Genomic DNA, 22015 nt, shown 5'->3' with positions numbered 1-22015 from the left:
GTCGAGCAAGCTCGCTCCCACAGGTTGCTCACTGGGCCTGTGAGAGCGATGACGCTTAATACCGAACCAGCTTCTCCATCGCCGCATCTGCCAGAAACGAAGAGCGGCTTTTGACATTGTGTTCACGCACATAGCGATCGATGCGCTGGATCACATAGCCTGGCAACGTCACGTTGACCTTCTCGGTCTTGCCCATGTACGGCGAGATATCCAGCTCGAGCATCCCCCAGCCCATGTCGGCAAACTCCGGATTATTGCGATGGGCCGCTGCCGACGTCGGCATCGGAATCGATTCCCCGTCCGCCGCCATCTCCTGCAACATGAGATGGGCGACTTCAACGGCTGCGTTATAGGCGTCCTCGAAAGTGTCCCCGGCCGTGACGGCGCCGGGAATGTCAGGTATCTGAATACCGATGGCGGTGTTGTCGTCACCCCATTCGATGCAGATCGGATATTGCATTATGGATCTCCCTTGTAGCTGGCTGGCGGGTGGTACAACCCGGCACGCCTCCTGATGCTTTTGACCGTCCCCAGCGGCAAATCCTTTTTAGGGTGAGGAACGGGAATGGTGTACGGGTTGTAACGATGCGTGAAGATGTGATGACTGCCGATGACTCGATCCAGCGTCCAGCCTGCCTCCTCCAGCTCCTTGATCAATAGCCTGCTTTGCACCTGGCGCCTCCTTGCTTCGGCCGAATAAAAGTAACTCTAGAGTTATCTTTACTCAAGCACATAAATCTGCAGGACGACGTTTGGTTGTTTTACCGCATGTGATTGAATGGACGCGGATTACACTCAGCACCCTATTCCCTGTTGGAGCGGGCTTGCTCGCGAAGGCGTTGGATCAGCCAATACATGTGCTGAATGTCAGACCGCTTTCGCGAGCAAGCCCGCTCCCACAAGGGGACTACGACAACTTTCAGATTTGCAGGAAGACTGATGGACCGCCTCGCCGCCATGGAAACCTTCGTCTACGTGGTCGAAACCGGCTCCTTTTCCGCCGCCGCCGCCCGACGCCTGAATATCGGCCAGCCCGCCGTGTCGAAAACCATCGCTCAGTTGGAAAAACGCCTGGCGGTCAGCCTGTTGCTGCTCGACTCGCGGCCTGACCCCGACCGAAGCCGGACTCGCGTTTTTCGAACGGGCCAGGCGTGCCATTGATGAAGCCAACGAAGCCGATAACGCCGCCCGTGGCAGCGCCAGCGGTTTAAGCGGCAACCTGCGGATCAGCGCGGCGGTGACTTTCGGTCGCCTGCACGTCGTGCCGCAGCTGGGGCCGTTTCTCGAGCAGCATCCACAGCTGAACATCGATCTGATGCTCGATGACCGCAACATCAATCTGGTCGAAGAAGGCATCGACGTCGCCCTGCGCATGGGCCCGCTCAGCGACTCCAGCCTCACCGCGCGCAAGATCGCCGACTGCCGCCGCGTGGTGCTCGGCAGCCCGGCCTACTTCGATCGTCACGGCGAACCGAGCTGCCCTGCCGATTTGGATCAGCACCAAGGCATCGTCTACAACCTCAGCGGCGGCGCCACCTGGACCTTCACTCAGGGCAGCGAACAACAGACGCAAACCCTCACCGGCCGCCTGCGGGTCAGCGCCGCCGAGGGTTTGCGTGCAGCCGTGCTGGCCGATCAGGGCCTGACCATCGCCTCGCAATGGATGTTCGCTCCGGAGCTGGCAAGCGGTGCGGTCAGGGCGGTGATGAGTGACTGGGTATTGCCGGATCAGGACTTGTGGGCGGTGTTTCCCACGGGGCGGATGGTCAGTGCGAAGGCGCGGGTGTTTGTGGATTATGTGCAGGGGTTGTTGACCAGCGGATTGTGAAAAACAGCTAATCAAAAGATCGCAGGCTTCGCCAGCTCCTACAGGGACATCATCAATGCCCGGCAACACACAAAAAAACGGCGATCCAAAGATCGCCGTTTTTTCATCACTGCCCGAACTGTTTGCCCAATCCCGGCGGTACGCCGTGGATATCGGTGTCTTCCCAAGGGCCGTTGGGGCTGACGGAGCGAGTCCAGCCGTTGTTCCAGCGGAAGTAGGTGCGCTGGCGGTAGAAGGTGTTGGGCTGGTCGTCGAGGACGTAGACGCCGAGCTTCTGGTCCCAGTGGCTGTTGCCGCCCGGTGGTGGGGCGAAGCTGGCTGAGGTGCGTGGGACTGGCTTGGACGGTTTGGCCGGGATGCTTTTGCCCGGGGTCGGCGAGGTCGACGGGGTCGGGCTCGGTTGTGACGGCGGGATCGGCGGCAGGTTGGTGGTCGGTTCCGGTCGGTGCACCGCACATGCGCTCATGCTCAAGGCCAATGTGATGACGGAGATGCGTGCGAGGCTGTGCATGGCGGTGCTTTCCTGTGGGTTCCGGGGTTATTGGTCCGGGCTGTCGATGGTCAGTGTTTGCGGCGCGGTGGTGCTGCTGGCCAGCGGGCCGCTGCGACCTACCCACTCCCCGGCGGTTGGCTGACCGGCGCGAGAGATGCGTGCAACCAGTTGGACTTCAGGAAAGTTCGACAGTTTCAACTGCGGCATCATGGCGTCGGCATCGCCCAGTTCGACAGTGACCGGCAGATCGGCCACGGTCAGACGCTTGGCCGCCAGCGGTGCCGGTGGGCCGGAAACGGCGCGGGCGAAGATGAACACGCTGTCGCCCGGTTGCACCTTGCCTTTGAGTTCGCTGGCCAGATCGACGCGCACCTTGAGCAGCGCGGCAACCTTGGCTGCTGGCGCGGCCGCGACCTTGCCGCCACTGGCTTGCAGACGCTCGGTGGCTCGCTCGATCCCGCCCTGCAAGGCGGCGCGGGAGTTGTCGCCCTCTGGCAACTGCGCCAGCAACCGGTTCCAATAGTCGATTGCCTGCTGATAACGCTCGCCCTCGAACGCGGCGATGCCGAGCAGGCCGAGGCTGGTGACTTCTTTCGGATCGGCTTTCAGCGCTTCATCGGTCAGGGTCTGGATCTTGTCCGACCACTTTTTACCGTCGGCAAAATACTGCGCCTGTGCCCACTGGCCGAGCAGTTCCGGCTGGCGACCGGCCAGGTTGGCGGCGCGTTCGAACATCTTCGCCGCATCTGCCGGACGATCCTGGGCCATGTAGGTACGACCAAGGAAGTACAAGCCTTCGGCGGAATCCGGTTGCGCCGCAACAGCACGCTCCAGACGCCGGGTCATCTCTTCCATCGACTGCGGCGCCTGGGCGAATTCGCGGGTCAGTTCGACTTTATCGGCAGCACCGAAATGCAGGTACAGACCCAGGCCCAACACCGGCACCAACACCGCCGCCAGCAGCGGCAACGGCTTGCCCAGTTTCGACACACGCGGTGCGGCAACGCCTTCGGTATCGGCGAGCAGCTCACGCGCCGCTTCGGCACGGCCGCTGTCCATTTGCGCCGCATCGAGTACGCCTTCAGCCTGCTGCGCTTGCAGCTCGGCCACGCGTTCCTGATACAGCGCCACGTTCAGGGCAGTTCGATCCTCTTCACGCTGGGCGCGACGGCCACGCAAAACCGGAATCAGCAGAAAACTCAGGGCGACCAGAAGCAACAGCCCTGCGGCAAGCCAGAAATCAATCATTCTTGGTTTTTATCCAACAGTTGGTCGAGGCGCTGACGCTCTTCGGTGGACAGCGATGGCGGAGTCTCGGTGCGCTGTGCGCGACGCCGGCGAACGATCACTGCGATCACCACCAGACCACCGAACAACAGGCCGGCCGGGCCAAACCACAGCAGTGCAGTCTTGGCATTGAGCGCCGGTTTGTAACGGACGAAATCACCGTAGCGATCGACCATGAAATCGATGATCTGCTGATTGTCCTTGCCCTCGCCGAGCATGCGGAAAATCTCTTTGCGCAGGTCGGCGGCAATCGGCGCGTTGGAGTCGGCGATGTCCTGGTTCTGGCACTTGGGGCAGCGCAGTTCCTTGGTCAGTTCACGAAAGCGCTCGCGATCGCCTTCTTTGGCGAACTCGTAGGTGTCGATCGCGGCATGCGCCACACCGGCCAGACTCAAGCCCAAGACCACGGCAGCAATGAAACGCTTCATGGCTTGGCCTCATCGACCAGCGCCTGATACTTGGCCGCGAGTTTTTCGCGCCAGACCTGCTCGTCGATCACCCCGACGTACTTGTCGCGGATGATGCCCTTGGCGTCGATGAAGAAGGTTTCCGGCGCGCCGTACACGCCGAGGTTCAGGCCCAGCGAGCCTTCGTCGTCACGGATATCCAGCAGGTACGGGTTGTGGAATTCGGCCAGCCACTTCAACGCATCGGCGTTGGTGTCCTTGTAGTTGATGCCGTAGATCACCACACCACGCTCGGCCAGTTTGTTCAGCACCGGGTGCTCGACCCGGCAGGAAATGCACCAGGTGCCCCAGACGTTGACCAGTGCCGGTTTGCCGAGGATGTCGGCCTTGGTCAGGGTCTTGTCGCCCTGCACATTCGGCAGGCTGAATTCCGGGAAGGGCTTGTTGATCATCGCCGACGGCAGTTCCGCCGGATCGAGGTACAGACCGCGATAAAGAAACACCGCCACCAGCAGGAAAATCGCCAGGGGTACCAGCATCAACCAACGTCTCATGCAGCCGCTCCTTGCAGGCCGAGGGCTTCACGCACCTTGGCTTTGACCTTGACTCGATAACGCCGATCCAGCGCCGCCAGCAATCCGCCCAGACCGGTCAGCAGACCGCCGAACCAGATCCAGCGCACGAACGGTTTGACGTGAACCCGCACCGCCCACGCGCCGTTTTCCAGCGGCTCGCCCAATGCGACGTAGAGATCGCGAGTGAAACCGGCGTCGATCCCGGCCTCGGTCATCATCGAACTCTGCACGGTGTACAGGCGTTTTTCCGGGTGCAGCACGCTGACTTCCTTGCCGTCGCGGATCACCCGGATGGTGCCCTTGTCGGAGGTGAAGTTCGGCCCTTCGAAGTGTTTGGCACCTTCGAAGATGAAGTGATAACCGGCCAGATCCATCGACTCGCCCGGCGCCAGACGCAGGTCGCGTTCGGCACTGTTCTGACTCGACAGCACCACACCGAGGGCGCATACGGCGATGCCGAGGTGAGCGATCTGCATGCCCCAGTAGCTGCGGGTCAGGGTTGGCAGGCCCTTGATCAGGCCCTTGTGGCGAGTCTTGTCGAAGATGTCGCGCACACCGGCGAGCAACACCCACGCGGCAAGCAGGAACGTCGCGATCACCGCCCAGTTGAAATCGCCGTAAGCGACACCAGCCACCACGGCCAATGCGACACTGCCGAGCAACACCGGGGTCAGCATGTTCGCCAGCCACTTCACCGGGGTGTCCTTCCAACGGACGATCACGCCGACCGCCATCACCACCATCAACAACGCCATCAACGGGATGAACAACGCGTTGAAGTACGGTGGGCCAACCGACAGCTTGGCGCCGCTGATCGCATCAAGAATCAGCGGATACAGCGTGCCGAGCAGAATCATCGACGCGGCCACCACCAGCACCAGGTTGTTGCCCAGCAGCAGGGTTTCCCGCGACCACAGGTTGAAGCCGACCTGGCTCTTGACCACCGGAGCGCGCAACGCAAACAGCGTCAGCGAACCGCCGACCACGAACAGCAGGAAGATCAGGATGAACACACCGCGTTCAGGATCGGAGGCAAACGCGTGCACCGAAGTCAGCACGCCGGAGCGCACGAGGAACGTACCGAGCAGGCTCAACGAAAATGCGGCAATCGCCAGCAACACCGTCCAGCTCTTGAACACGCCACGTTTTTCCGTGACCGCCAGCGAGTGAATCAGCGCGGTGCCGACCAGCCATGGCATGAACGAGGCGTTTTCCACCGGGTCCCAGAACCACCAGCCGCCCCAGCCGAGTTCGTAGTAAGCCCACCACGAACCGAGGGTGATGCCGATGCCGAGGAAGGCCCAGGCGACAATCGTCCACGGCCGCGACCAGCGTGCCCAAGCGGCGTCGAGACGACCACCGAGCAGTGCAGCGATGGCGAAGGCGAACGCCACCGAGAAGCCGACGTACCCCATGTAGAGCATCGGCGGATGCACAATCAGGCCGATGTCTTGCAGCAGCGGATTGAGGTCACGACCGTCGGCCGGAATCTGCGGCAGGATCCGCGAGAACGGGTTGGAGGTGAGGATCAGAAACAACAGGAAACCGGTGCTGATCATGCCCATCACCGCCAGTACGCGGGCGAGCATGACTTGCGGCAATTGCCGGGAGAACACCGACACGGCGAAGGTCCAGCCACCGAGGATCAACGCCCACAGCAGCAGCGAACCTTCGTGGGCGCCCCACACCGCGCTGAACTTGTAGTACCACGGCAAGGCGCTGTTGGAGTTCATCGCCACGTACCCGACCGAGAAATCGTCGGTCATGAACGCGTAGGTCAGGCATCCGAAGGCAAACAGCAGGAACGCAAACTGACCCCACGCTGCCGGCTGGGCCAGGCCCATCCACAGACGGTCGCCGCGCCACGCGCCGAGCAACGGCACCACGGCCTGCACCAGCGCAAAACACAGCGCCAGAATCATCGCCAGATGGCCGAGCTCGGGAATAAACAGTGCAGAAGTCATCAATCAACCCTCCTTCGCTGGGGTCGGTGCCGATTGACCACTGTCTTTCAGCGCTTTGGTCACTTCCGGCGGCATGTACTTCTCGTCGTGCTTGGCCAGAACTTCATCGGCCACCACCACGCCGTCGGCGTTGAGTTTGCCCAGAGCGACGATGCCCTGCCCTTCGCGGAACAGATCCGGGAGGATCCCGCGGTAGGTGATGGTCACGGCTTTGTTGAAGTCGGTGACGACGAATTTGACGTCCAGCGAGTCCGGCGAACGCTGCAGCGAGCCCTTCTCGACCATGCCGCCAGCGCGGATGCGCGTGTCGTGCGGCGCTTCACCGTTGGCGATCTGGGTCGGTGTGTAAAACAGGTTGATGTTTTCCTGCAGGGCGCTGAGGGCCAGGCCGACGGCAGCGCCGACCCCGACCAGGATCGCCAGAATGAGGGTCAGACGTTTTTTGCGCAGCGGATTCACTTGCCGTTCTCCCGGCGCAGACGACGCGCCTCTTGTTGCAGATAGCGCTTGCGGGCCGCGATCGGTGCGACCACGTTGAGGATCAGCACCGCCAGACAGATACCGTAGGCCGACCACACATACAGGCCATGGTGGCCCATGGCGAGGAAGTCGCCGAATGAAGCAAAACTCATCGCGCGGCCTCCAGACTGTTCTGCACTTCTTCTTTCACCCAACTGGCGCGGGCTTCGCGCTTGAGCACTTCAAGGCGCATGCGCAGCAACAGCACGGCGCCGAAGAAGCAGTAGAACCCCAGCACCGTCAGCAGCAGCGGCAGCCACATTTCAGCGGGCATTGCCGGTTTTTCCGTGAGGGTGAAGGTTGCGCCCTGGTGCAGGGTGTTCCACCACTCCACCGAGTACTTGATGATCGGGATGTTGATCACCCCGACGATCGCCAGCACCGCGCAGGCCTTGGCGGCGCTGTCGCGGTTGCTGATGGCGTTGCCCAGCGCAATCACCCCGAAATACAGGAACAGCAGAATCAGCATCGACGTCAGTCGTGCGTCCCAGACCCACCACGAGCCCCAGGTCGGCTTGCCCCAGATCGCGCCGGTAACCAGCGCCACGGCAGTCATCCACGCGCCGATCGGCGCCGCGCATTGCAGGGCGACGTCGGCCAGTTTCATTTTCCACACCAGCCCGACCACGCCGCATACCGCTAGCATCACGTAGATCGACTGCGCCAGCATCGCCGCAGGCACGTGAATATAGATGATGCGGAAGCTGTTGCCCTGCTGATAATCCGGCGGTGCGAAGGCCAGGCCCCAGACGACGCCAACGCTGATCAGCAGCAACGCGGCAATGCTCAGCCACGGCAGAAACCTGCTGCTGATGCCGTAGAACCACTTGGGCGAGCCGAGCTTGTGAAACCAGGTCCAGTTCATACTGTTTCCATCACGGGTGCCGCTCATCGGTGTGAGCAGTCTCAGGGTCTTCGCTGGTTAAATTTTAACCAGACCTCATTATTCGCCGACGCTGATCTTCAGGCCAGCAGCTATTGCAAAAGGTGTCAGGGTGATCGCCAGGGCGGTCAGGCTACCCAGCCACAGCAGATACCCGGTCGCCGGCATGCCTTGCAAGGCGGCCTGCAAGGCGCCACTGCCAAGGATCAACACCGGGATGTACAACGGCAGAATCAGCAACGCCAGCAACAGGCCGCCGCGTTTCAAACCAACCGTCAGCGCCGCGCCCACCGCACCGAGCAAGCTCAGAACCGGTGTACCCAGCAGCAACGACAACAGCAACACCGGCAGGCAGGCGACCGGCAAACCGAGCATCAACGCCAGCAACGGCGAGAGCAGAACCAGTGCCAGTCCCGAGAACAACCAGTGTGCCAGCACCTTGGCCAGCACCAGTAGGGGCAGCGGGTGCGGCGAAAGGACCCACTGTTCCAGGGAGCCATCTTCGAAATCACTGCGAAACAATCCGTCCAGCGACAGCAGGACCGACAACAGCGCGGCCACCCAGACTAACCCCGGGGACAGGTTTTGCAAGACTTGAGTTTCCGGGCCGACGGCCAGCGGGAACAAGGCGATGACGATGGCGAAGAAAATCAGCGGATTGGCCAGTTCCGCCGGGCGACGAAACAGCAAACGGGACTCACGGGCAACCAGCAGGCCGAACACACTCATACTGCCCAGTTCCCCAGATCGATATCGCGATAACCGGCCGGCATCCGGCTCAGTGTGTGGTGCGTGGTCAGAACCACCAGACCGCCGCGCTCGCAGTGCCCGGCCAAGTGTTCTTCAAGCTGCGCCACGCCCTGTTTGTCGAGCGCGGTGAACGGCTCGTCGAGAATCCACAGCGGCGGGCTGTCCAGATACAGCCGCGCCAGCGCCACGCGGCGTTGCTGACCGGCGGACAGGGTGTGGCAGGGAACATCTTCGAATCCGCGCAATCCTACGGCTGCCAGTGCCTGCCAGATCGCCTCGCGCCCGGCCGGCCGATGCAGGGCGCAGAGCCAGGACAGGTTCTCTTCCGGGGTCAGCAGGTCCTTGATCCCGGCAGCGTGGCCGATCCACAACAGGTTGCGCGCCAGTTCGCTCGGTTGTGCAATCAAGGGCTGGCCGTTGAGCAGCACTTGACCGCTGGTCGGCTGCATCAACCCGGACAACAGACGCAGCAGGCTGGTCTTGCCGCTGCCGTTGGGACCGCTGATCTGCACCATATCGCCACTGGCCAGTCTTAATTCGAGATTTTCGAAGAGCAGCCGCAGGTCTCGCTCACAGGCAAGGGCAACGGTTTGCAGGACAGGACTGGTCAAGGGATCACGGGCCTTATACGGTTCAAGTCGGCTCTGGCGCGGCCGTTAAAGAGATGCAGGATAAATGCAATGACGGTGCGAAGCAGAGAGCTGGATCAAACAATTGCTATGTTTTCTGAACGAAGCGCAAGACGCGCGGCATTATACATGCCGTGCCTTACTCCCAAGAGCGCAATTTCCTCAGGTTGTGTCCGCGTATGACAGGCGAAATGAACATCCTCCCGCTCCCGCCCACCACCCCGGCGAACGCGCGTCCGCTGGTGATGAGCGGTGAGTTGCTCAAGCTGCTGACCCCGGTCGAAGGCCTGATCGGCGCCGGGCAAAGCGCCCAGGCCGAGGTGTTGTCACTCAAGCAGGCGGATCAGACCTTTCAACTGCTGCTCAAGGTGACCGTCGACGGCGGCCGGCAGACCACCGTGCAAGCCAGCAGCAACCTGCCGTTGCCGACCGGCACCAACCTGGCCGTCACTCAGCCATCGGCGGGCAATCTGGCGATCACCGTGCAACAGGCGATTGCCAGCAGCGTCGCCGCCCTCACCCGCATCGACACCGCGCAGTTGCCGGTCGGCACGCTGCTGCAAGGCAAGGTGCTGACCTCGCAGACACTGCCGCAAGTGCCGGGACAGCCGACGGTGTACCGCTCGCTGGTGAGCCTGCTCAACACCGCGCAAAGTGGCGCCACACTGGACATCGACAGCCCGACGCCACTGCGCATCGGCACCCTGCTCTCGGCACTGGTCGAAGACTCGCAAACCCTCAAGTTCGTGCCACTGAGCAGCCGCCAGGAGCAATTGGCGGTAAGCCAGCAACTGCTCGGCCAGCAGAGCCGCCAAGGTTCGCTGGACGGTTTGCTCAATGCTCTGCAAAACCTGCCGAGCGACGACGATCAGACCTCGCAGGATCTGCGCGCTGCCGTCACGCGCCTGCTCGCCAACCTGCCCGATGTGCAGCAAATGAGCACCGCCAAAGGCGTGGCGCTGGCCCTGGCCAACAGCGGCGCCTTCCTCGAAGCCAAATTGCTGACCGGACAGAATCCGGCGCTGGCCCCGGACATGAAAGCCGATCTGTTCAAGCTGATCGCGCAACTGTCGCCGGGCGCACCGGGCAATGCCAGTTTCAACGCGATCATCGCTGCCAACACGCTGGCGCAGGCGCTGCCAAGTTTCGTGCGCAACGCCCTCGGCACTCTCGGTCAGGTCAGCGCCAAACCCGTGCCGAGCAGTTTCCCCCTGCCCGACCGTCTGCTGCAAAGCCTCGACGGCGAAGGCGATCTGGAACATCTGCTGCGTCTCGCTGCAGCCGCCGTGTCGCGTCTGCAAAGCCATCAGCTGTCGAGCCTGGAACAGACCGGTGTCACCGATGACGGCCGTCTGCTCAGCACCTGGCAGCTGGAAATCCCCATGCGCAACCTGCAGGACATCGTGCCGTTGCAGGTCAAGTTTCAGCGCGAAGAAGCGCCGGAAAGAGAACCGCAACCCAACGAACGCCGTGACGAACGCGAACCCAAACAGCAGCTGTGGCGCGTCGACCTGGCGTTCGACATGGAGCCGTTGGGGCCGATGCAGATTCAGGCGCAGTTGATTGCTGGCAGCCTGTCGAGTCAGCTCTGGGCCGAACGCCCGTACACCGCCGACCTGATCGAAACCAATCTGTTCGCGCTGCGTCAGCGCCTGCTCGATCGCGGCCTGAATGTCGGCGATCTCGATTGCCACCTCGGCACCCCGCCGCAAGGCAACCAAACCCGCCTCGAACAACGCTGGGTCGACGAAACCGCATGAACGATTCCACTGCTCCACGCCAGGCCATCGCCCTCAAATACGACGGCAACCACGCCCCGACCCTCACCGCCAAGGGCGACGAGGAACTGGCCGAAGAAATCCTGCGCATCGCCCGCGACTGCGAAGTGCCGATCTATGAAAACGCCGAGCTGGTGCGGCTGTTGGCGCGAATGGAACTGGGCGACAGCATCCCCGAGGAGCTGTACCGCACGATCGCCGAGATCATCGCGTTCGCGTGGAATCTGAAGGGGAAATTCCCCGAGGGGCAGGATCCGGATGCGCCGATGGTCGAGAAGGACGTTACCGAACGCGGGGCTGATTACTAGGCCGCGCCGAATACAGGCTCAAGTGCACGCGTCCTCGCTCGACATTCAATTCAAGCGCGCTCGCCACTGCAGGTTCGCCCATTCAAACCGTGGTGAACGTCCATAATCCTTGATCCCGACGGGCCTACCTTGCTCGGACAGATTCAGTGCCTTGAAGCCGATTTTCCCGATTCGCCAGTAATACTCATGCACGGGATCGTTGACGCGATAGGGAAGCAGGATCTGCCTGCCCGTCCCCAGCCCATAAGGCCGCACGTCAGCCCAATTAAGCACGCTCGTCTCGAAAGCCGGAGACGAAGGCTCTTCGAACTCTCCGCCGCCAAGATTTGCGACTTTCCAGAAATTGATATCACTACCGTCTGATCGAGCGTGCAGCACCCATACATCGGTCAGTTTGGTAATCGGCGAATCCAGCACTGCGGTCTTTGAACGCGCAGAATAGAAGCCGGGCAACTCCAAGGCTTTCTCAAAATCCAGAGAACGGCCGCTGCTCCTGTAGGTGAGCAGCTTCAAGAACTGTGCACTTGAATCGACAGCGAGCACATCATCCTTGCCATCGTTGTCCAGCCTGACGCTGTAGAAGTGGGCCGGCAATGGGTTTTTTCGGGCATCTCCCCAGTGAGCAGGAACGCCCAGACTCGCCCCTTTATTCTCCATCAGCCAGAAATCGGACACTGTGTTATTCAGAGTTTGCACGATCAACACATCTTGCTTGCCGACGCCTCTGAAGTCGCCAGCCAGATATTGCTGAGCTTGCCGGTAGGCATGCCCTTGCGGAACCGAACGCCAGATAACCGGATCAGCAAAATGCCCGCCTTCATTCTTCAATAGCCTGAAAATGGTTTCGTCAGCGTTTCCGGGCGATATCGCCATCAGATCAGCCTTGCCGTCGCCTGTGAAATCCGCCAGCAAATAGCGCGTAGTGTCGTAGCAAAGGGCTGTAGCACACCCGGAATCAAAAGAGTCTGGATCAAATGGACGTCTGTCCTCATACCATTTCTCGGATGCAATCGCGTCTGCGTCCAGCGACGTGACCCAAATATCGACACCTGGACCATCCTGCCGGCGCTGCACTTGTACCGTCCGGTTCGTCCCGTCACCGATGACATCCCCCGTCAGCGCCACTTCCATCGAATCATTGCTGTCGATGTTATCGATGCTGCGCACCCACAACGTAGAACCCGCAAACTCCCTGCAATCCGCTATCAAGCTCGGCTGTACTCCGTCCAGGCATTGCCCCTGCACTCCGGGAACATAGATTTTCCCGAAATCCCACGGAGTCCAGTGTTGAGAGGGCTCATTGCTTTCACATGCGCGTTCGATCAATTGGCCATTCTGACGCGCTATGCAATGGCCAGAGGCTGTTTTCAGCAGTGCAACTCCCCTGCTCGCGCCGACTGCAATGTCGGAGGGCACAAACGCCCAGCGCTGGTCAGCGTCTGGCTCACATCCATCCAGTGTCACCTGCTGCCCCAATCCATTGGCAACCAGGCACTGTTGCGTCTGGAAATTGACTAGCGGTCTGAAAGGGATATTGACCAGTGGCCCGTCAGCGTGAGCATGGCTGAGCGTGAAATTCAGTCGCGCCACCCAATTGCCATTCCAGGTGGCTTCACTGTACGCACTGCTGACTGACTCAGCCCCTTCAAAATGAAAGTAACTGGCGACAACATGCCGTTTCGCCTGCACCGCTGCCGGGTCCACGTTAGGAGCGACGGCCGCCGAGGGATAGGTCTCGTGATAAATCACCGGGATATCTGCACTGATCCCGCGCAAGGCCAGGCGCGTCAAACGTGCCGAATAAATATGGTCAGGATGCTCCGTGTACGCAACGGTGTCCGGATTGAGTGCATACACCCGGGTGGCTCCTTCATTGACGATCAGTTCGGTCAAGAGCTGCACGAAAGATGTTCGACTGTAGAGGTTTACCGGACCTGAAGCCGAGTCCAGATAGGGCCAACTCCGAACAGTTTTATCGAGGTCGAGCAAATCGGCCAGCGGCACATCTCCACCACGAACGTCCCCTCCCGGCACACGCAAATATATGAGCTTCAATCCAGGTCGCTCATTGGCCTTGACGCTCATCACAATGGCTGAATCAGTGAATATCAGGTTAGGCGTCCATCCGGTCGCAAAACCCAGCATTTTTTCATAGGCTTTTCTCGACGCGCTTTCGCGCTTCAGCACATAGTCGAAGCCGGCGCCAGAACTGCCACCGTTCATGAAGATACTGGTCACACAGCCGCCGGCAGCCAGAACTTGCGAAATCCGCGGATCAATAAACAGCAGATCGTCGTCCATATGCGCAACGACATTGACCAGGTGGACACCGTGACAATTTTGCCGGTCGGCAATATTGGCTTCTGGAGCAAGCCTGCTGACCTGAGCCTGACAAGCCGTCAGGAGCAGCACGATTGCCAGCCGCAAGGCGGCAACACCGGGTAACCCTACTTTTTTCACGCGCTCGATTCTGGCTGGTAAATGCATACCCACTCCACGATTGGCTGGATCGGTGAATTGGCGATCAGACGCGTCTGCCTGAAAAGCCGACGGGACTATCGCGAGTCACGAGCAGTGTGAGGAGCGATGAGCGAAATTCTCTACTGTCAGAAATAACAGTTCAGACAGACGGCCATGGGCGAATCAGGCAACAAAATCGAGCGCAAAAAAAATCGCCGGCATGACCGGCGATTCTTATTCAAATGACATGCCTCTACGCATATCAGCTTCTGTGCAGCTTGCGCATCAACTCCGCCTCAGCCTGGGTCAAGCCGCAGGACTGGGTCAGCTCATCGACGCTCGCGCCCATCCCCACCAGTTTCGCCGCCTGAGCGAACGACAGGCTCGACGGGTCGCGCTGTTCCAGCGCGACAATCTTGTCCGGCAACGGACCGACGACCGAGCGCAGCTCGTGCAGGGCTTCGCCCATGCGCACGTTGCCGTTCTGATAGTCGTCGACACGCTTGGCCAGGTCCTTGATGCGCTGATCACGCAGCGCGTCGCCCTGAGCCTGTTGCGCAGCGATCACCCGCTGCGCCTTGATGTACGCCAGAAACATTGCCAGCGTGCCTGCCCAGAAAAGGAACAGGACAATGACCGCAACCTCGAGAATCAATCAGATGCTCTCCAGTTCCGACCATTCTTCTTCGCTCATCATCTTGTCCAGCTCGACCAGGATCAGCAACTCGTTGTTCTTGTTGCACACGCCCTGGATGAACTTGGCCGACTCTTCGTTGCCGACGTTTGGCGCGGTCTCGATTTCCGACTGACGCAGGTAAACCACTTCGGCCACGCTGTCGACCATGATCCCGACCACTTGCTTGTCGGCTTCGATGATGACGATACGGGTGTTGTCGCTGATCTCGCCGCTGTTCAGGCCGAAGCGCTGACGGGTGTCGATCACGGTGACCACGTTACCGCGCAGGTTGATGATGCCCAGCACGTAGCTTGGCGCACCCGGTACCGGCGCGATTTCGGTGTAACGCAGGACTTCCTGAACGCGCATCACGTTGATGCCGTAGGTTTCGTTGTCCAGCTTGAAGGTCACCCATTGCAGGATCGGATCTTCAGAACCTTTTGCATTCGTCGCCTGACTACTCATACCCTGACCCCTCGAAAAAACCGCACTGGGCGGTGTGTGTTCTGTGTGGAGGCATTGAAAAATGCCTTCGCCTGACTGTTATGTCGGCTGCTATGTCGATTTATGTAGCGGCTTGTGGCCGCCCAAGTGCTTTGCCCCGCCGCTGGCGATCAACTCGGCCAGCGCGGCTACATCAAGTAATGCACACATGTGCTCGATCACCGTGCCGGCGAGCCATGGCCGCTGACCCCGGTGACTTCTCCATTTGATTTCATTCGGATCCAGACGCAACGAACGGCTGACCTGATGCACCGCCAGGCCCCATTCGTAACCTTGTACCGAAATCACGTACTGCAGGCCCTGACGGAAGTCATCGCGATAGCGATCCGGCATGACCCAACGCGCCGTGTCCAGGACTTTCAGGTTGCCGGCCTGGCTCGGCAGAATCCCGAGGAACCATTCCGGCTGCCCGAACAGCGGCGTCAACTCGTGGCCGGCCAGCGAATAGATCGAACCGAGGCACACCAGCGGTACCGCCAGCGTCAGCCCGGCAACATCGAACAACAGGCATTCGAAGGCTTCCGAGGCCCAGGCCGGACGGCCATCGGTTTCCACCGGGGGCGGCGTGTTGCTCGGTGGCAGGTGCACTTCCACCACTGGCGGCACCAGCGTCTGTTCGACGGGTGCCGGTGCCACCGGCGCCGGTTCGGCCACGACCGGTTCCGGCGCGGTTTTCAGCAATTGGGTTTGCAGCAAAGGTGCGAGTGTCGAAACCGGCGCGCGTGGTGGCTCGGCTTCTTCGATCAACGCCACTGGAGCCTTGGCTAGCGGTGCGGCGGCAGGCGCGACAACCGGGGCGACAGGTTTGGCGGCTTTCTGCGCATCACGCGCCTGCTCTTCCAGTACCGCAGCCTGAAACTCGTCCAGCGCCGCAGCACTTTCGACCACCTCTACCGGCGCCTCGACCTGCACTTCCACTGGCGGCAACTCGTCAGGGATCTCCTGCAGCAAGCTGTCCAGATAGGACTGCAACGCCAGTTGCGGACGCGACGTCAGTTTGATCGGCCGATTCATGCTCAAGCCACCTGCGGAACAAGTTGTTGCGCCAGCAGATGCTTGAGCAGCGCGCGGTACGCCAGCACGCCACGACTCTTGCCGTCGAACTGCGAAGGCGTGACCCCGGCCCGGCTGGCGTCGCGCAGACGGGTATCGACCGGGATGTAACCCTGCCAGATCTCTTCCGGGAATTTGTCACGCAGCACGCGCAAGGTGCCCAGCGATGCTTGGGTGCGGCGGTCGAACAGGGTCGGCACGATGCTGAACGGCAGCGCCTGTTTGCGCGAGCGGTTGATCATCGCCAGGGTGTTGACCATGCGCTCCAGACCTTTGACGGCCAGGTGCTCGGTCTGCACCGGGATCACCAGTTGCTGGCTCGCGGCCAGAGCGTTGACCATCAGCACGCCGAGCAACGGCGGGCTGTCGATGATCGCGTAATCGAAGTCCTGCCACAGCTGCGCCAGACTCTTGGCGATCACCAGGCCCAGGCCACTCTGCCCCGGCGACTGGCGCTCGAGGGTGGCGAGTGCGGTACTCGACGGCAACAGGGAAATGCGTTCGTCGCTGGTCGACAGCAGCAACTGCCCGGGCAAGCCTTGCGGCACGCTGCCCTTGTGCAAAAACAGGTCGTAGTTGCTGTGTTCCAGGCTGTCGGGGTCGTAGCCGAAATAGCTGGTCATCGAGCCGTGCGGGTCGAGATCGACCACAACCACGCGCTTGCCCGCCTCCGCCAGCAATCCGGCTAAAGCGATGGAAGATGTGGTTTTACCGACACCACCCTTTTGATTGGCGACTGCCCAGACTCTCATTCGGTTCGTTCCTCCCGGTCGAGATGCTCGACCGAGACATAGCTCAGCGTATTAATGCGGGCGACGGAGAATTGACGGCACTCTCGCGTCCCGGCGTCTTGACCGGGGACGGTGCAGTTTGTGTGCCAGCGCGCTTCAATGCCGCGTCCGGTTGCGCATTGGCGGTACCGGTACCGGTCAGACTGCGGCGCACATCGAGGTTGCGCGACACCACCAGCACCACACGACGATTCTTCGCCCGGCCTTCGGCGGTGGCATTGTTGGCCACCGGCTGAAACTCACCGTAACCGACCGAGGCCAGACGGCCAGGGTTCACGCCCTGCATCGCCAGCATCCGCACGATGCTCGCCGAACGCGCCGAGGACAGCTCCCAGTTGGTCGGGTACTGCGCGGTGCGGATCGGCTGATCGTCGGTGAAGCCTTCGACGTGGATCGGGTTGTCGAACGGTTTGAGGATCGCCGCGACCTTGTCGATGATGTTGAATGCGATGTCGCTCGGCATTGCGTCGCCACTGCCGAACAACAGGCTGGAATTCAGTTCGATCTCGACCCACAACTCGTTGCCGCGCACGGTCATCTGGTTGGAAGCGATCAAGTCGCCGAACGCGGCACTGATGTCATCGGCAATGCTTTTCAGCGGATCGCTGGCCCCGGCGATACCGGCGTCAACCTGCTCGCTGTCCTTGACCAGCGGCTTGGCCGGGGTCACGGTTTTCGGCCGTTCATCACCGATCGGGATCGGTTTGAGCGAACGATCGGAGTCGGTGAAAACCCCGATCAGCGCCTCGGAAATGACTTTGTACTTGCCTTCGTTGATCGACGAGATGGAATACATCACCACGAAGAAAGCGAACAACAACGTGATGAAGTCAGCGTACGACACGAGCCAGCGCTCGTGATTGACGTGTTCTTCCTGATGTCTGCGACGAGCCATGAGGTTATTCCCTTAATCCATGAAGCCTTGCAGCTTCAACTCGATGGAGCGTGGGTTTTCACCTTCGGCGATCGACAAAATACCTTCCAGCAACATTTCGCGATAACGCGACTGCCGCAATGCGATTGACTTGAGCTTGGCCGCCACGGGCAGCAACACCAGGTTGGCACTGGCCACGCCGTAAATGGTCGCGACGAATGCCACGGCAATGCCGCTACCCAACTGCGTCGGATCAGCGAGGTTGCCCATCACATGAATCAGGCCCATCACCGCACCGATGATGCCGATGGTCGGCGCGTAGCCGCCCATGCTTTCGAAAACTTTGGCAGCCTCGATGTCGCGCGCTTCCTGGGTGTAGAAGTCCACTTCGAGGATGCTGCGAATCGCTTCCGGCTCGGCGCCATCGACCAGCAGTTGCAGGCCCTTGCGCGAGTAGTTGTCCGGTTCGGCATCGGCGACGCCTTCCAGGCCGAGCAGGCCTTCCTTGCGCGCGGTGAGGCTCCAGTTGACCACGCGGTCGATGCCGCCAGCCAGATCCACACGTGGCGGAAACAGGATCCAGGCGAGAATCTGCATGGCGCGCTTGAAGGCGCTCATCGGCGACTGCAGCAACGCGGCACCGATGGTGCCACCGAGAACGATCAGCGCCGCCGGGCCGTTGGCCAGCGCGCCGAGGTGGCCGCCTTCAAGGTAGTTGCCGCCGATGATGGCGACGAACGCCATGATGATCCCGATAAGGCTTAGAACATCCATCAGATACACGCCTCGACGATGTGCTTGCCGATGTCGTCCAGGCCGTAAACCGCGTCAGCCAGATCGGCTTTGACGATGGCCATCGGCATGCCGTAGATCACGCAACTGGCTTCGTCTTGCGCCCATACCGAGCTGCCGCCCTGCTTGAGCAGACGCGCGCCTTCACGGCCGTCGGCGCCCATGCCGGTGAGGACCACCGCCAGAACTTTGTCACCGTAGGACTTGGCTGCGGAACCGAAGGTGATGTCCACGCACGGCTTGTAATTCAGACGCTCGTCGCCCGGCAGGATTTTCACCGCGCCACGGCCGTCGATCATCATCTGCTTGCCACCCGGCGCCAGCAGCGCCAGGCCCGGACGCAGGATGTCGCCATCCTCGGCCTCTTTCACGCTGATGCGGCACAGCTTGTCCAGGCGCTCGGCAAACGCCTTGGTGAACGCCGCCGGCATGTGCTGGATCAGCACGATCGGCGCCGGGAAGTTCGCCGGCAATTGGGTCAGCACCCGTTGCAGGGCAACCGGGCCGCCGGTCGAAGTCCCGATGGCAACCAGTTTGTAGGCTTTGCGTTTCGGTGCCGGCGACGACGCGCTGGCGGCTGGCGCACGCGCAGGTGCTGGAGCCGGCGCCGGACGCGTCGGAGCAGCAGCGCTGTGGCTGCTGAAACTCGAGGCCGCCGGGGCTGGCGCAGGCGTCGGTGCAGCGGCCGGAGCCGGCGCACTGTAGGCACTGAAACGACGATTGCTGCGCGAGATGCTGTGGACCTTCTCGCACAGCAGTTGCTTGACCTTCTCGGGGTTGCGCGAGATGTCTTCGAAATTCTTCGGCAGGAAATCCACCGCACCGGCGTCCAGCGCATCCAGGGTAACCCGGGCGCCTTCGTGCGTCAGCGAGGAGAACATCAACACCGGAGTCGGGCAGCGCTGCATGATGTGCCGCACCGCCGTGATGCCATCCATCATCGGCATCTCGTAGTCCATGGTGATCACGTCCGGCTTGAGGGCCAGGGCCTGATCGATCGCCTCTTTACCGTTGGTGGCCGTACCGACCACCTGGATGCTCGGATCCGCTGAAAGAATTTCCGAGACGCGGCGGCGGAAAAAACCCGAATCGTCCACCACCAGGACTTTGACTGCCATAAACACTCCATTAGGTGCAGCGGGACGTCGTCGCCCCGCTGCCCCGGATTCAAATACGCTTCGTCGCGTAACGCTTGAGCATGCTTGGAACATCAAGGATCAGCGCGATGCGGCCGTCACCGGTGATGGTGGCGCCGGACATGCCCGGAGTGCCCTGCAGCATTTTGCCCAATGGCTTGATGACCACTTCTTCCTGGCCGACCAGTTGATCGACGACGAAGCCGATCCGCTGGGTGCCCACCGAAAGGATCACCACATGGCCTTCGCGCTGCTCTTCGTGAGCGGCGGAGCTGACCAGCCAGCGCTTGAGGTAGAACAATGGCAGCGCCTTGTCCCGCACGATCACCACTTCCTGGCCATCCACCACGTTGGTGGTCGACAGGTCGAGGTGGAAGATTTCGTTGACGTTGACCAACGGGAACGCAAACGCCTGATTGCCGAGCATCACCATCAGGGTCGGCATGATCGCAAGCGTCAGCGGCACCTTGATGACGATCTTCGAGCCCTGGCCCTTGGTCGAGTAGATGTTGATCGAACCGTTGAGCTGGGAAATCTTGGTTTTCACCACGTCCATGCCGACACCGCGGCCGGACACGTCGGAGATCTCGGTCTTGGTCGAGAAACCCGGGGCGAAAATCAGGTTGTAGCACTCGGTATCGCTCAGGCGATCGGCCGCGTCCTTGTCCATCACACCGCGTTTTACCGCGATCGAACGCAGCACGTTCGGGTCCATGCCCTTGCCGTCGTCGGAGATCGACAACAGGATGTGATCGCCTTCCTGCTCGGCGGCCAGTACCACGCGACCGCCACGGGCCTTGCCCGAAGCTTCGCGTTCTTCCGGCGATTCGATGCCGTGGTCGACCGCGTTACGCACCAAGTGGACCAACGGGTCGGCCAGGGCCTCGACAAGGTTTTTGTCGAGGTCGGTTTCTTCACCCACCAGTTCCAGATTGATCTCTTTCTTCAGCTGACGCGCGAGGTCGCGAACCAGACGCGGGAAGCGCCCGAAGACCTTCTTGATCGGCTGCATCCGGGTCTTCATCACCGCGGTCTGCAAGTCAGCCGTGACCACGTCGAGGTTCGACACGGCCTTGGACATGGCTTCGTCGCCGCTGTTGAGACCCAGGCGCACCAGACGGTTACGCACCAGCACCAGCTCGCCGACCATGTTCATGATTTCGTCGAGACGCGCGGTATCGACCCGCACGGTGGTCTCGGCTTCGCTCGCCGGTTTTTCCGGCGGCGGAGCAGCGGCAGCACGGGCCGGCGCCGGTGCAGCAGCGGCGGCCGGTTTTGGCGCTTCGGCTTTCGGCTCAGGCTTGGGCGCTGCCTTAGGCACAGCGGCCGGAGCGGCAGCAGCCTTGGCGGCAGGCGCGGCCACAGTCGACGCGGTGCCCGCAGCAGCGGCGCCAACGTCGGTGAACTTGCCTTTGCCATGCAACTCGTCGAGCAGCGATTCGAATTCGTGATCGCTGATCAGATCGCTGCCGGCAGCGGCGGCCGCCGGTGCGGCAGGCGCAACCGGTGCCGAGGCGATCGCCGACTCCAGCGCTTCCACGGCAAAGTTGCCCTTGCCATGCAACTGATCGAGCAGTGCTTCGAATTCGTCGTCGGTGATGTCCGAGCTGTCACCGGCAGCCGGTGCCGCCGGAGCGGCCGCTGTCGGTGCGACGGCGTCTGGCGCGAACTGGCCCTTGCCGTGCAACTGATCGAGCAACGACTCGAATTCAGCGTCGGTAATTTCATCGCTCGCTGCCGTATCGGCAGTTGGCGCAGGTGCAGCAGCGGCCGGGGCTTCGGCTTCAGCCTTGACGGCGTTCAGCGAATCCAGCAGCTGTTCAAATTCGTTATCGGTGATGTCGCCGGAATCGCCTTCGACAACCAGCTCTTCGATCATCTCGGCCACTGGCGAAGCCGGAGCTTCGTCCGCCGATTGCGGTTCGGCCAGACGCGCCAGCGCAGCCAGCAGTTCCGGGGTTGCAGCAGTGATCGGTGCACGCTCACGGACTTCGCTGAACATGCTGTTCACCGCGTCCAGTGCTTCAAGCACCACGTCCATCAGTTCTGCATCAACGCGACGCTCACCCTTGCGCAGGATGTCGAACACGTTTTCGGCGATGTGACAGCACTCCACCAGCTCATTGAGCTGAAGGAAGCCGGCGCCCCCTTTTACAGTGTGGAAACCGCGAAAAATTGCGTTGAGCAGATCTGCGTCATCCGGGCGGCTTTCCAGCTCGACCAGTTGCTCGGACAGTTGCTCAAGAATCTCGCCGGCCTCAACCAGGAAATCCTGAAGGATCTCTTCATCGGCGCCGAAGCTCATTAA

At 61.3% G+C, this 22015-nt stretch carries 23 protein-coding genes and 1 pseudogene; 3 read left to right on the top strand and 21 right to left on the bottom strand.

Features of this window, described 5'->3' with window-relative positions; translation table 11 throughout:
• Positions 1-55: 55 nt before the first annotated feature.
• Together E3Z29_RS10980 and E3Z29_RS10975 are read right to left on the bottom strand one after the other, a co-directional pair.
• The gene (locus E3Z29_RS10980) at positions 56-460 is read right to left on the bottom strand and encodes a type II toxin-antitoxin system HicB family antitoxin (RefSeq protein WP_007961664.1); all 405 of its coding nucleotides are present in this window, start codon (positions 458-460) and stop codon (positions 56-58) included.
• A complete protein-coding gene (locus E3Z29_RS10975; RefSeq protein WP_134785765.1) occupies positions 460-672 on the bottom strand; it encodes a type II toxin-antitoxin system HicA family toxin in 213 nt (70 codons plus the stop codon). The genes E3Z29_RS10980 and E3Z29_RS10975 overlap by 1 nt, the downstream gene beginning before the upstream one ends.
• Positions 673-939: 267 nt before the next feature.
• Between E3Z29_RS10975 and E3Z29_RS10970 the strand changes: the two are divergent.
• Positions 940-1828: pseudogene (locus E3Z29_RS10970) on the top strand (LysR family transcriptional regulator).
• A gap of 106 nt (positions 1829-1934) precedes the next feature.
• On the opposite strand, the gene E3Z29_RS10965 reads toward E3Z29_RS10970, so the two are convergent.
• The 10 genes from E3Z29_RS10965 to ccmA form a co-directional block, all read right to left on the bottom strand.
• Positions 1935-2339 carry a hypothetical protein gene (locus E3Z29_RS10965; protein WP_134785764.1) on the bottom strand — a complete coding sequence of 135 codons (405 nt, stop codon included), beginning with the start codon at positions 2337-2339 and terminating at the stop codon, positions 1935-1937.
• Between the two features lie 27 nt (positions 2340-2366).
• Entirely contained in the window at positions 2367-3569 is a 1203-nt protein-coding gene (gene ccmI / locus E3Z29_RS10960; protein ID WP_134785763.1) for a c-type cytochrome biogenesis protein CcmI, read from the bottom strand.
• On the bottom strand, positions 3566-4036 hold the full coding sequence (locus tag E3Z29_RS10955) for a cytochrome c-type biogenesis protein (protein WP_003222948.1): 471 nt from the start codon (positions 4034-4036) through the stop codon (positions 3566-3568). Before E3Z29_RS10955 ends, ccmI begins: the two co-directional genes overlap by 4 nt.
• Positions 4033-4569 (bottom strand): DsbE family thiol:disulfide interchange protein, encoded by a 537-nt coding sequence (locus E3Z29_RS10950; protein WP_041072930.1) that lies wholly within the window; start codon positions 4567-4569, stop codon positions 4033-4035. The genes E3Z29_RS10955 and E3Z29_RS10950 overlap by 4 nt, the downstream gene beginning before the upstream one ends.
• On the bottom strand, positions 4566-6554 hold the full coding sequence (locus E3Z29_RS10945; RefSeq protein WP_134785762.1) for a heme lyase CcmF/NrfE family subunit: 1989 nt from the start codon (positions 6552-6554) through the stop codon (positions 4566-4568). Before E3Z29_RS10945 ends, E3Z29_RS10950 begins: the two co-directional genes overlap by 4 nt.
• 3 nt (positions 6555-6557) lie before the next feature.
• On the bottom strand, positions 6558-7013 hold the full coding sequence (ccmE, locus tag E3Z29_RS10940; RefSeq protein ID WP_041072935.1) for a cytochrome c maturation protein CcmE: 456 nt from the start codon (positions 7011-7013) through the stop codon (positions 6558-6560).
• Positions 7010-7186, bottom strand: coding sequence for a heme exporter protein CcmD (gene ccmD, locus E3Z29_RS10935; RefSeq protein ID WP_003222944.1), 177 nt, complete (start codon positions 7184-7186; stop codon positions 7010-7012). Before ccmD ends, ccmE begins: the two co-directional genes overlap by 4 nt.
• Entirely contained in the window at positions 7183-7938 is a 756-nt protein-coding gene (locus tag E3Z29_RS10930) for a heme ABC transporter permease (RefSeq protein WP_003222943.1), read from the bottom strand. The genes ccmD and E3Z29_RS10930 overlap by 4 nt, the downstream gene beginning before the upstream one ends.
• A 78-nt stretch (positions 7939-8016) precedes the next feature.
• Positions 8017-8685, bottom strand: a complete 669-nt coding sequence (ccmB, locus tag E3Z29_RS10925) for a heme exporter protein CcmB (protein WP_003222942.1) — start codon at positions 8683-8685, stop codon at positions 8017-8019.
• The gene (ccmA, locus tag E3Z29_RS10920; protein ID WP_134785761.1) at positions 8682-9317 is read right to left on the bottom strand and encodes a cytochrome c biogenesis heme-transporting ATPase CcmA; all 636 of its coding nucleotides are present in this window, start codon (positions 9315-9317) and stop codon (positions 8682-8684) included. The genes ccmB and ccmA overlap by 4 nt, the downstream gene beginning before the upstream one ends.
• A gap of 197 nt (positions 9318-9514) precedes the next feature.
• On the opposite strand from ccmA, the gene E3Z29_RS10915 reads away from it, so the two are divergent.
• Both E3Z29_RS10915 and E3Z29_RS10910 read left to right on the top strand, forming a co-directional pair.
• Entirely contained in the window at positions 9515-11095 is a 1581-nt protein-coding gene (locus tag E3Z29_RS10915; protein WP_134785760.1) for a flagellar hook-length control protein FliK, read from the top strand.
• Positions 11092-11421 carry an EscU/YscU/HrcU family type III secretion system export apparatus switch protein gene (locus E3Z29_RS10910; RefSeq protein WP_007961677.1) on the top strand — a complete coding sequence of 110 codons (330 nt, stop codon included), beginning with the start codon at positions 11092-11094 and terminating at the stop codon, positions 11419-11421. The genes E3Z29_RS10915 and E3Z29_RS10910 overlap by 4 nt, the downstream gene beginning before the upstream one ends.
• Positions 11422-11466: 45 nt before the next feature.
• On the opposite strand, the gene E3Z29_RS10905 is transcribed toward E3Z29_RS10910, so the two are convergent.
• The 9 genes from E3Z29_RS10905 to E3Z29_RS10865 form a co-directional block, all read right to left on the bottom strand.
• On the bottom strand, positions 11467-13908 hold the full coding sequence (locus E3Z29_RS10905; RefSeq protein ID WP_134785759.1) for a PIG-L family deacetylase: 2442 nt from the start codon (positions 13906-13908) through the stop codon (positions 11467-11469).
• 235 nt (positions 13909-14143) lie between these two features.
• Positions 14144-14536: a DUF2802 domain-containing protein gene (locus E3Z29_RS10900; RefSeq protein WP_007961680.1), complete on the bottom strand. Its 393-nt coding sequence runs from the start codon at positions 14534-14536 to the stop codon at positions 14144-14146.
• Positions 14537-15022, bottom strand: a complete 486-nt coding sequence (locus E3Z29_RS10895) for a chemotaxis protein CheW (RefSeq protein WP_003222936.1) — start codon at positions 15020-15022, stop codon at positions 14537-14539. It abuts the gene before it with no gap.
• Between the two features lie 90 nt (positions 15023-15112).
• Positions 15113-16075, bottom strand: coding sequence for a CheW domain-containing protein (locus tag E3Z29_RS10890; protein WP_134785758.1), 963 nt, complete (start codon positions 16073-16075; stop codon positions 15113-15115).
• Between the two features lie 2 nt (positions 16076-16077).
• Positions 16078-16866: a ParA family protein gene (locus E3Z29_RS10885; RefSeq protein ID WP_003222933.1), complete on the bottom strand. Its 789-nt coding sequence runs from the start codon at positions 16864-16866 to the stop codon at positions 16078-16080.
• A 43-nt stretch (positions 16867-16909) separates the two neighbouring features.
• Positions 16910-17800, bottom strand: a complete 891-nt coding sequence (motD, locus tag E3Z29_RS10880) for a flagellar motor protein MotD (RefSeq protein WP_134785757.1) — start codon at positions 17798-17800, stop codon at positions 16910-16912.
• A gap of 12 nt (positions 17801-17812) precedes the next feature.
• Positions 17813-18553 carry a flagellar motor protein gene (locus E3Z29_RS10875; RefSeq protein WP_003222929.1) on the bottom strand — a complete coding sequence of 247 codons (741 nt, stop codon included), beginning with the start codon at positions 18551-18553 and terminating at the stop codon, positions 17813-17815.
• Positions 18553-19689, bottom strand: a complete 1137-nt coding sequence (locus tag E3Z29_RS10870) for a chemotaxis response regulator protein-glutamate methylesterase (RefSeq protein ID WP_095139385.1) — start codon at positions 19687-19689, stop codon at positions 18553-18555. The genes E3Z29_RS10875 and E3Z29_RS10870 overlap by 1 nt, the downstream gene beginning before the upstream one ends.
• Positions 19690-19738: 49 nt before the next feature.
• On the bottom strand, positions 19739-22012 hold the full coding sequence (locus E3Z29_RS10865; RefSeq protein WP_134785756.1) for a chemotaxis protein CheA: 2274 nt from the start codon (positions 22010-22012) through the stop codon (positions 19739-19741).
• Between the last annotated feature and the right edge of the window lie 3 nt (positions 22013-22015).

This window comes from Pseudomonas sp. S150, from assembly GCF_004526365.1.
GTDB classification, from domain to species: Bacteria; Pseudomonadota; Gammaproteobacteria; order Pseudomonadales; family Pseudomonadaceae; genus Aquipseudomonas; species Aquipseudomonas putida_A.
This window is presented reverse-complemented; position numbering and strand designations above follow the sequence as displayed.

Coding starts and splice junctions, on each gene's coding strand:
- E3Z29_RS10865 (WP_134785756.1), bottom strand. CDS start 22,012: ATGAGCTTCGGCGCCGATGAAGAGATCCTTCAGGATTTCCTGGTTGAG.
- E3Z29_RS10915 (WP_134785760.1), top strand. CDS start 9,515: ATGACAGGCGAAATGAACATCCTCCCGCTCCCGCCCACCACCCCGGCG.
- ccmB (WP_003222942.1), bottom strand. CDS start 8,685: ATGAGTGTGTTCGGCCTGCTGGTTGCCCGTGAGTCCCGTTTGCTGTTT.
- ccmI (WP_134785763.1), bottom strand. CDS start 3,569: ATGATTGATTTCTGGCTTGCCGCAGGGCTGTTGCTTCTGGTCGCCCTG.
- ccmD (WP_003222944.1), bottom strand. CDS start 7,186: ATGAGTTTTGCTTCATTCGGCGACTTCCTCGCCATGGGCCACCATGGC.
- E3Z29_RS10950 (WP_041072930.1), bottom strand. CDS start 4,569: ATGAGACGTTGGTTGATGCTGGTACCCCTGGCGATTTTCCTGCTGGTG.
- E3Z29_RS10885 (WP_003222933.1), bottom strand. CDS start 16,866: ATGAGAGTCTGGGCAGTCGCCAATCAAAAGGGTGGTGTCGGTAAAACC.
- E3Z29_RS10875 (WP_003222929.1), bottom strand. CDS start 18,553: ATGGATGTTCTAAGCCTTATCGGGATCATCATGGCGTTCGTCGCCATC.
- E3Z29_RS10980 (WP_007961664.1), bottom strand. CDS start 460: ATGCAATATCCGATCTGCATCGAATGGGGTGACGACAACACCGCCATC.
- E3Z29_RS10890 (WP_134785758.1), bottom strand. CDS start 16,075: ATGAATCGGCCGATCAAACTGACGTCGCGTCCGCAACTGGCGTTGCAG.
- E3Z29_RS10905 (WP_134785759.1), bottom strand. CDS start 13,908: ATGCATTTACCAGCCAGAATCGAGCGCGTGAAAAAAGTAGGGTTACCC.
- E3Z29_RS10870 (WP_095139385.1), bottom strand. CDS start 19,689: ATGGCAGTCAAAGTCCTGGTGGTGGACGATTCGGGTTTTTTCCGCCGC.
- E3Z29_RS10910 (WP_007961677.1), top strand. CDS start 11,092: ATGAACGATTCCACTGCTCCACGCCAGGCCATCGCCCTCAAATACGAC.
- E3Z29_RS10955 (WP_003222948.1), bottom strand. CDS start 4,036: ATGAAGCGTTTCATTGCTGCCGTGGTCTTGGGCTTGAGTCTGGCCGGT.
- E3Z29_RS10965 (WP_134785764.1), bottom strand. CDS start 2,339: ATGCACAGCCTCGCACGCATCTCCGTCATCACATTGGCCTTGAGCATG.
- E3Z29_RS10930 (WP_003222943.1), bottom strand. CDS start 7,938: ATGAACTGGACCTGGTTTCACAAGCTCGGCTCGCCCAAGTGGTTCTAC.
- E3Z29_RS10945 (WP_134785762.1), bottom strand. CDS start 6,554: ATGACTTCTGCACTGTTTATTCCCGAGCTCGGCCATCTGGCGATGATT.
- E3Z29_RS10895 (WP_003222936.1), bottom strand. CDS start 15,022: ATGAGTAGTCAGGCGACGAATGCAAAAGGTTCTGAAGATCCGATCCTG.
- motD (WP_134785757.1), bottom strand. CDS start 17,800: ATGGCTCGTCGCAGACATCAGGAAGAACACGTCAATCACGAGCGCTGG.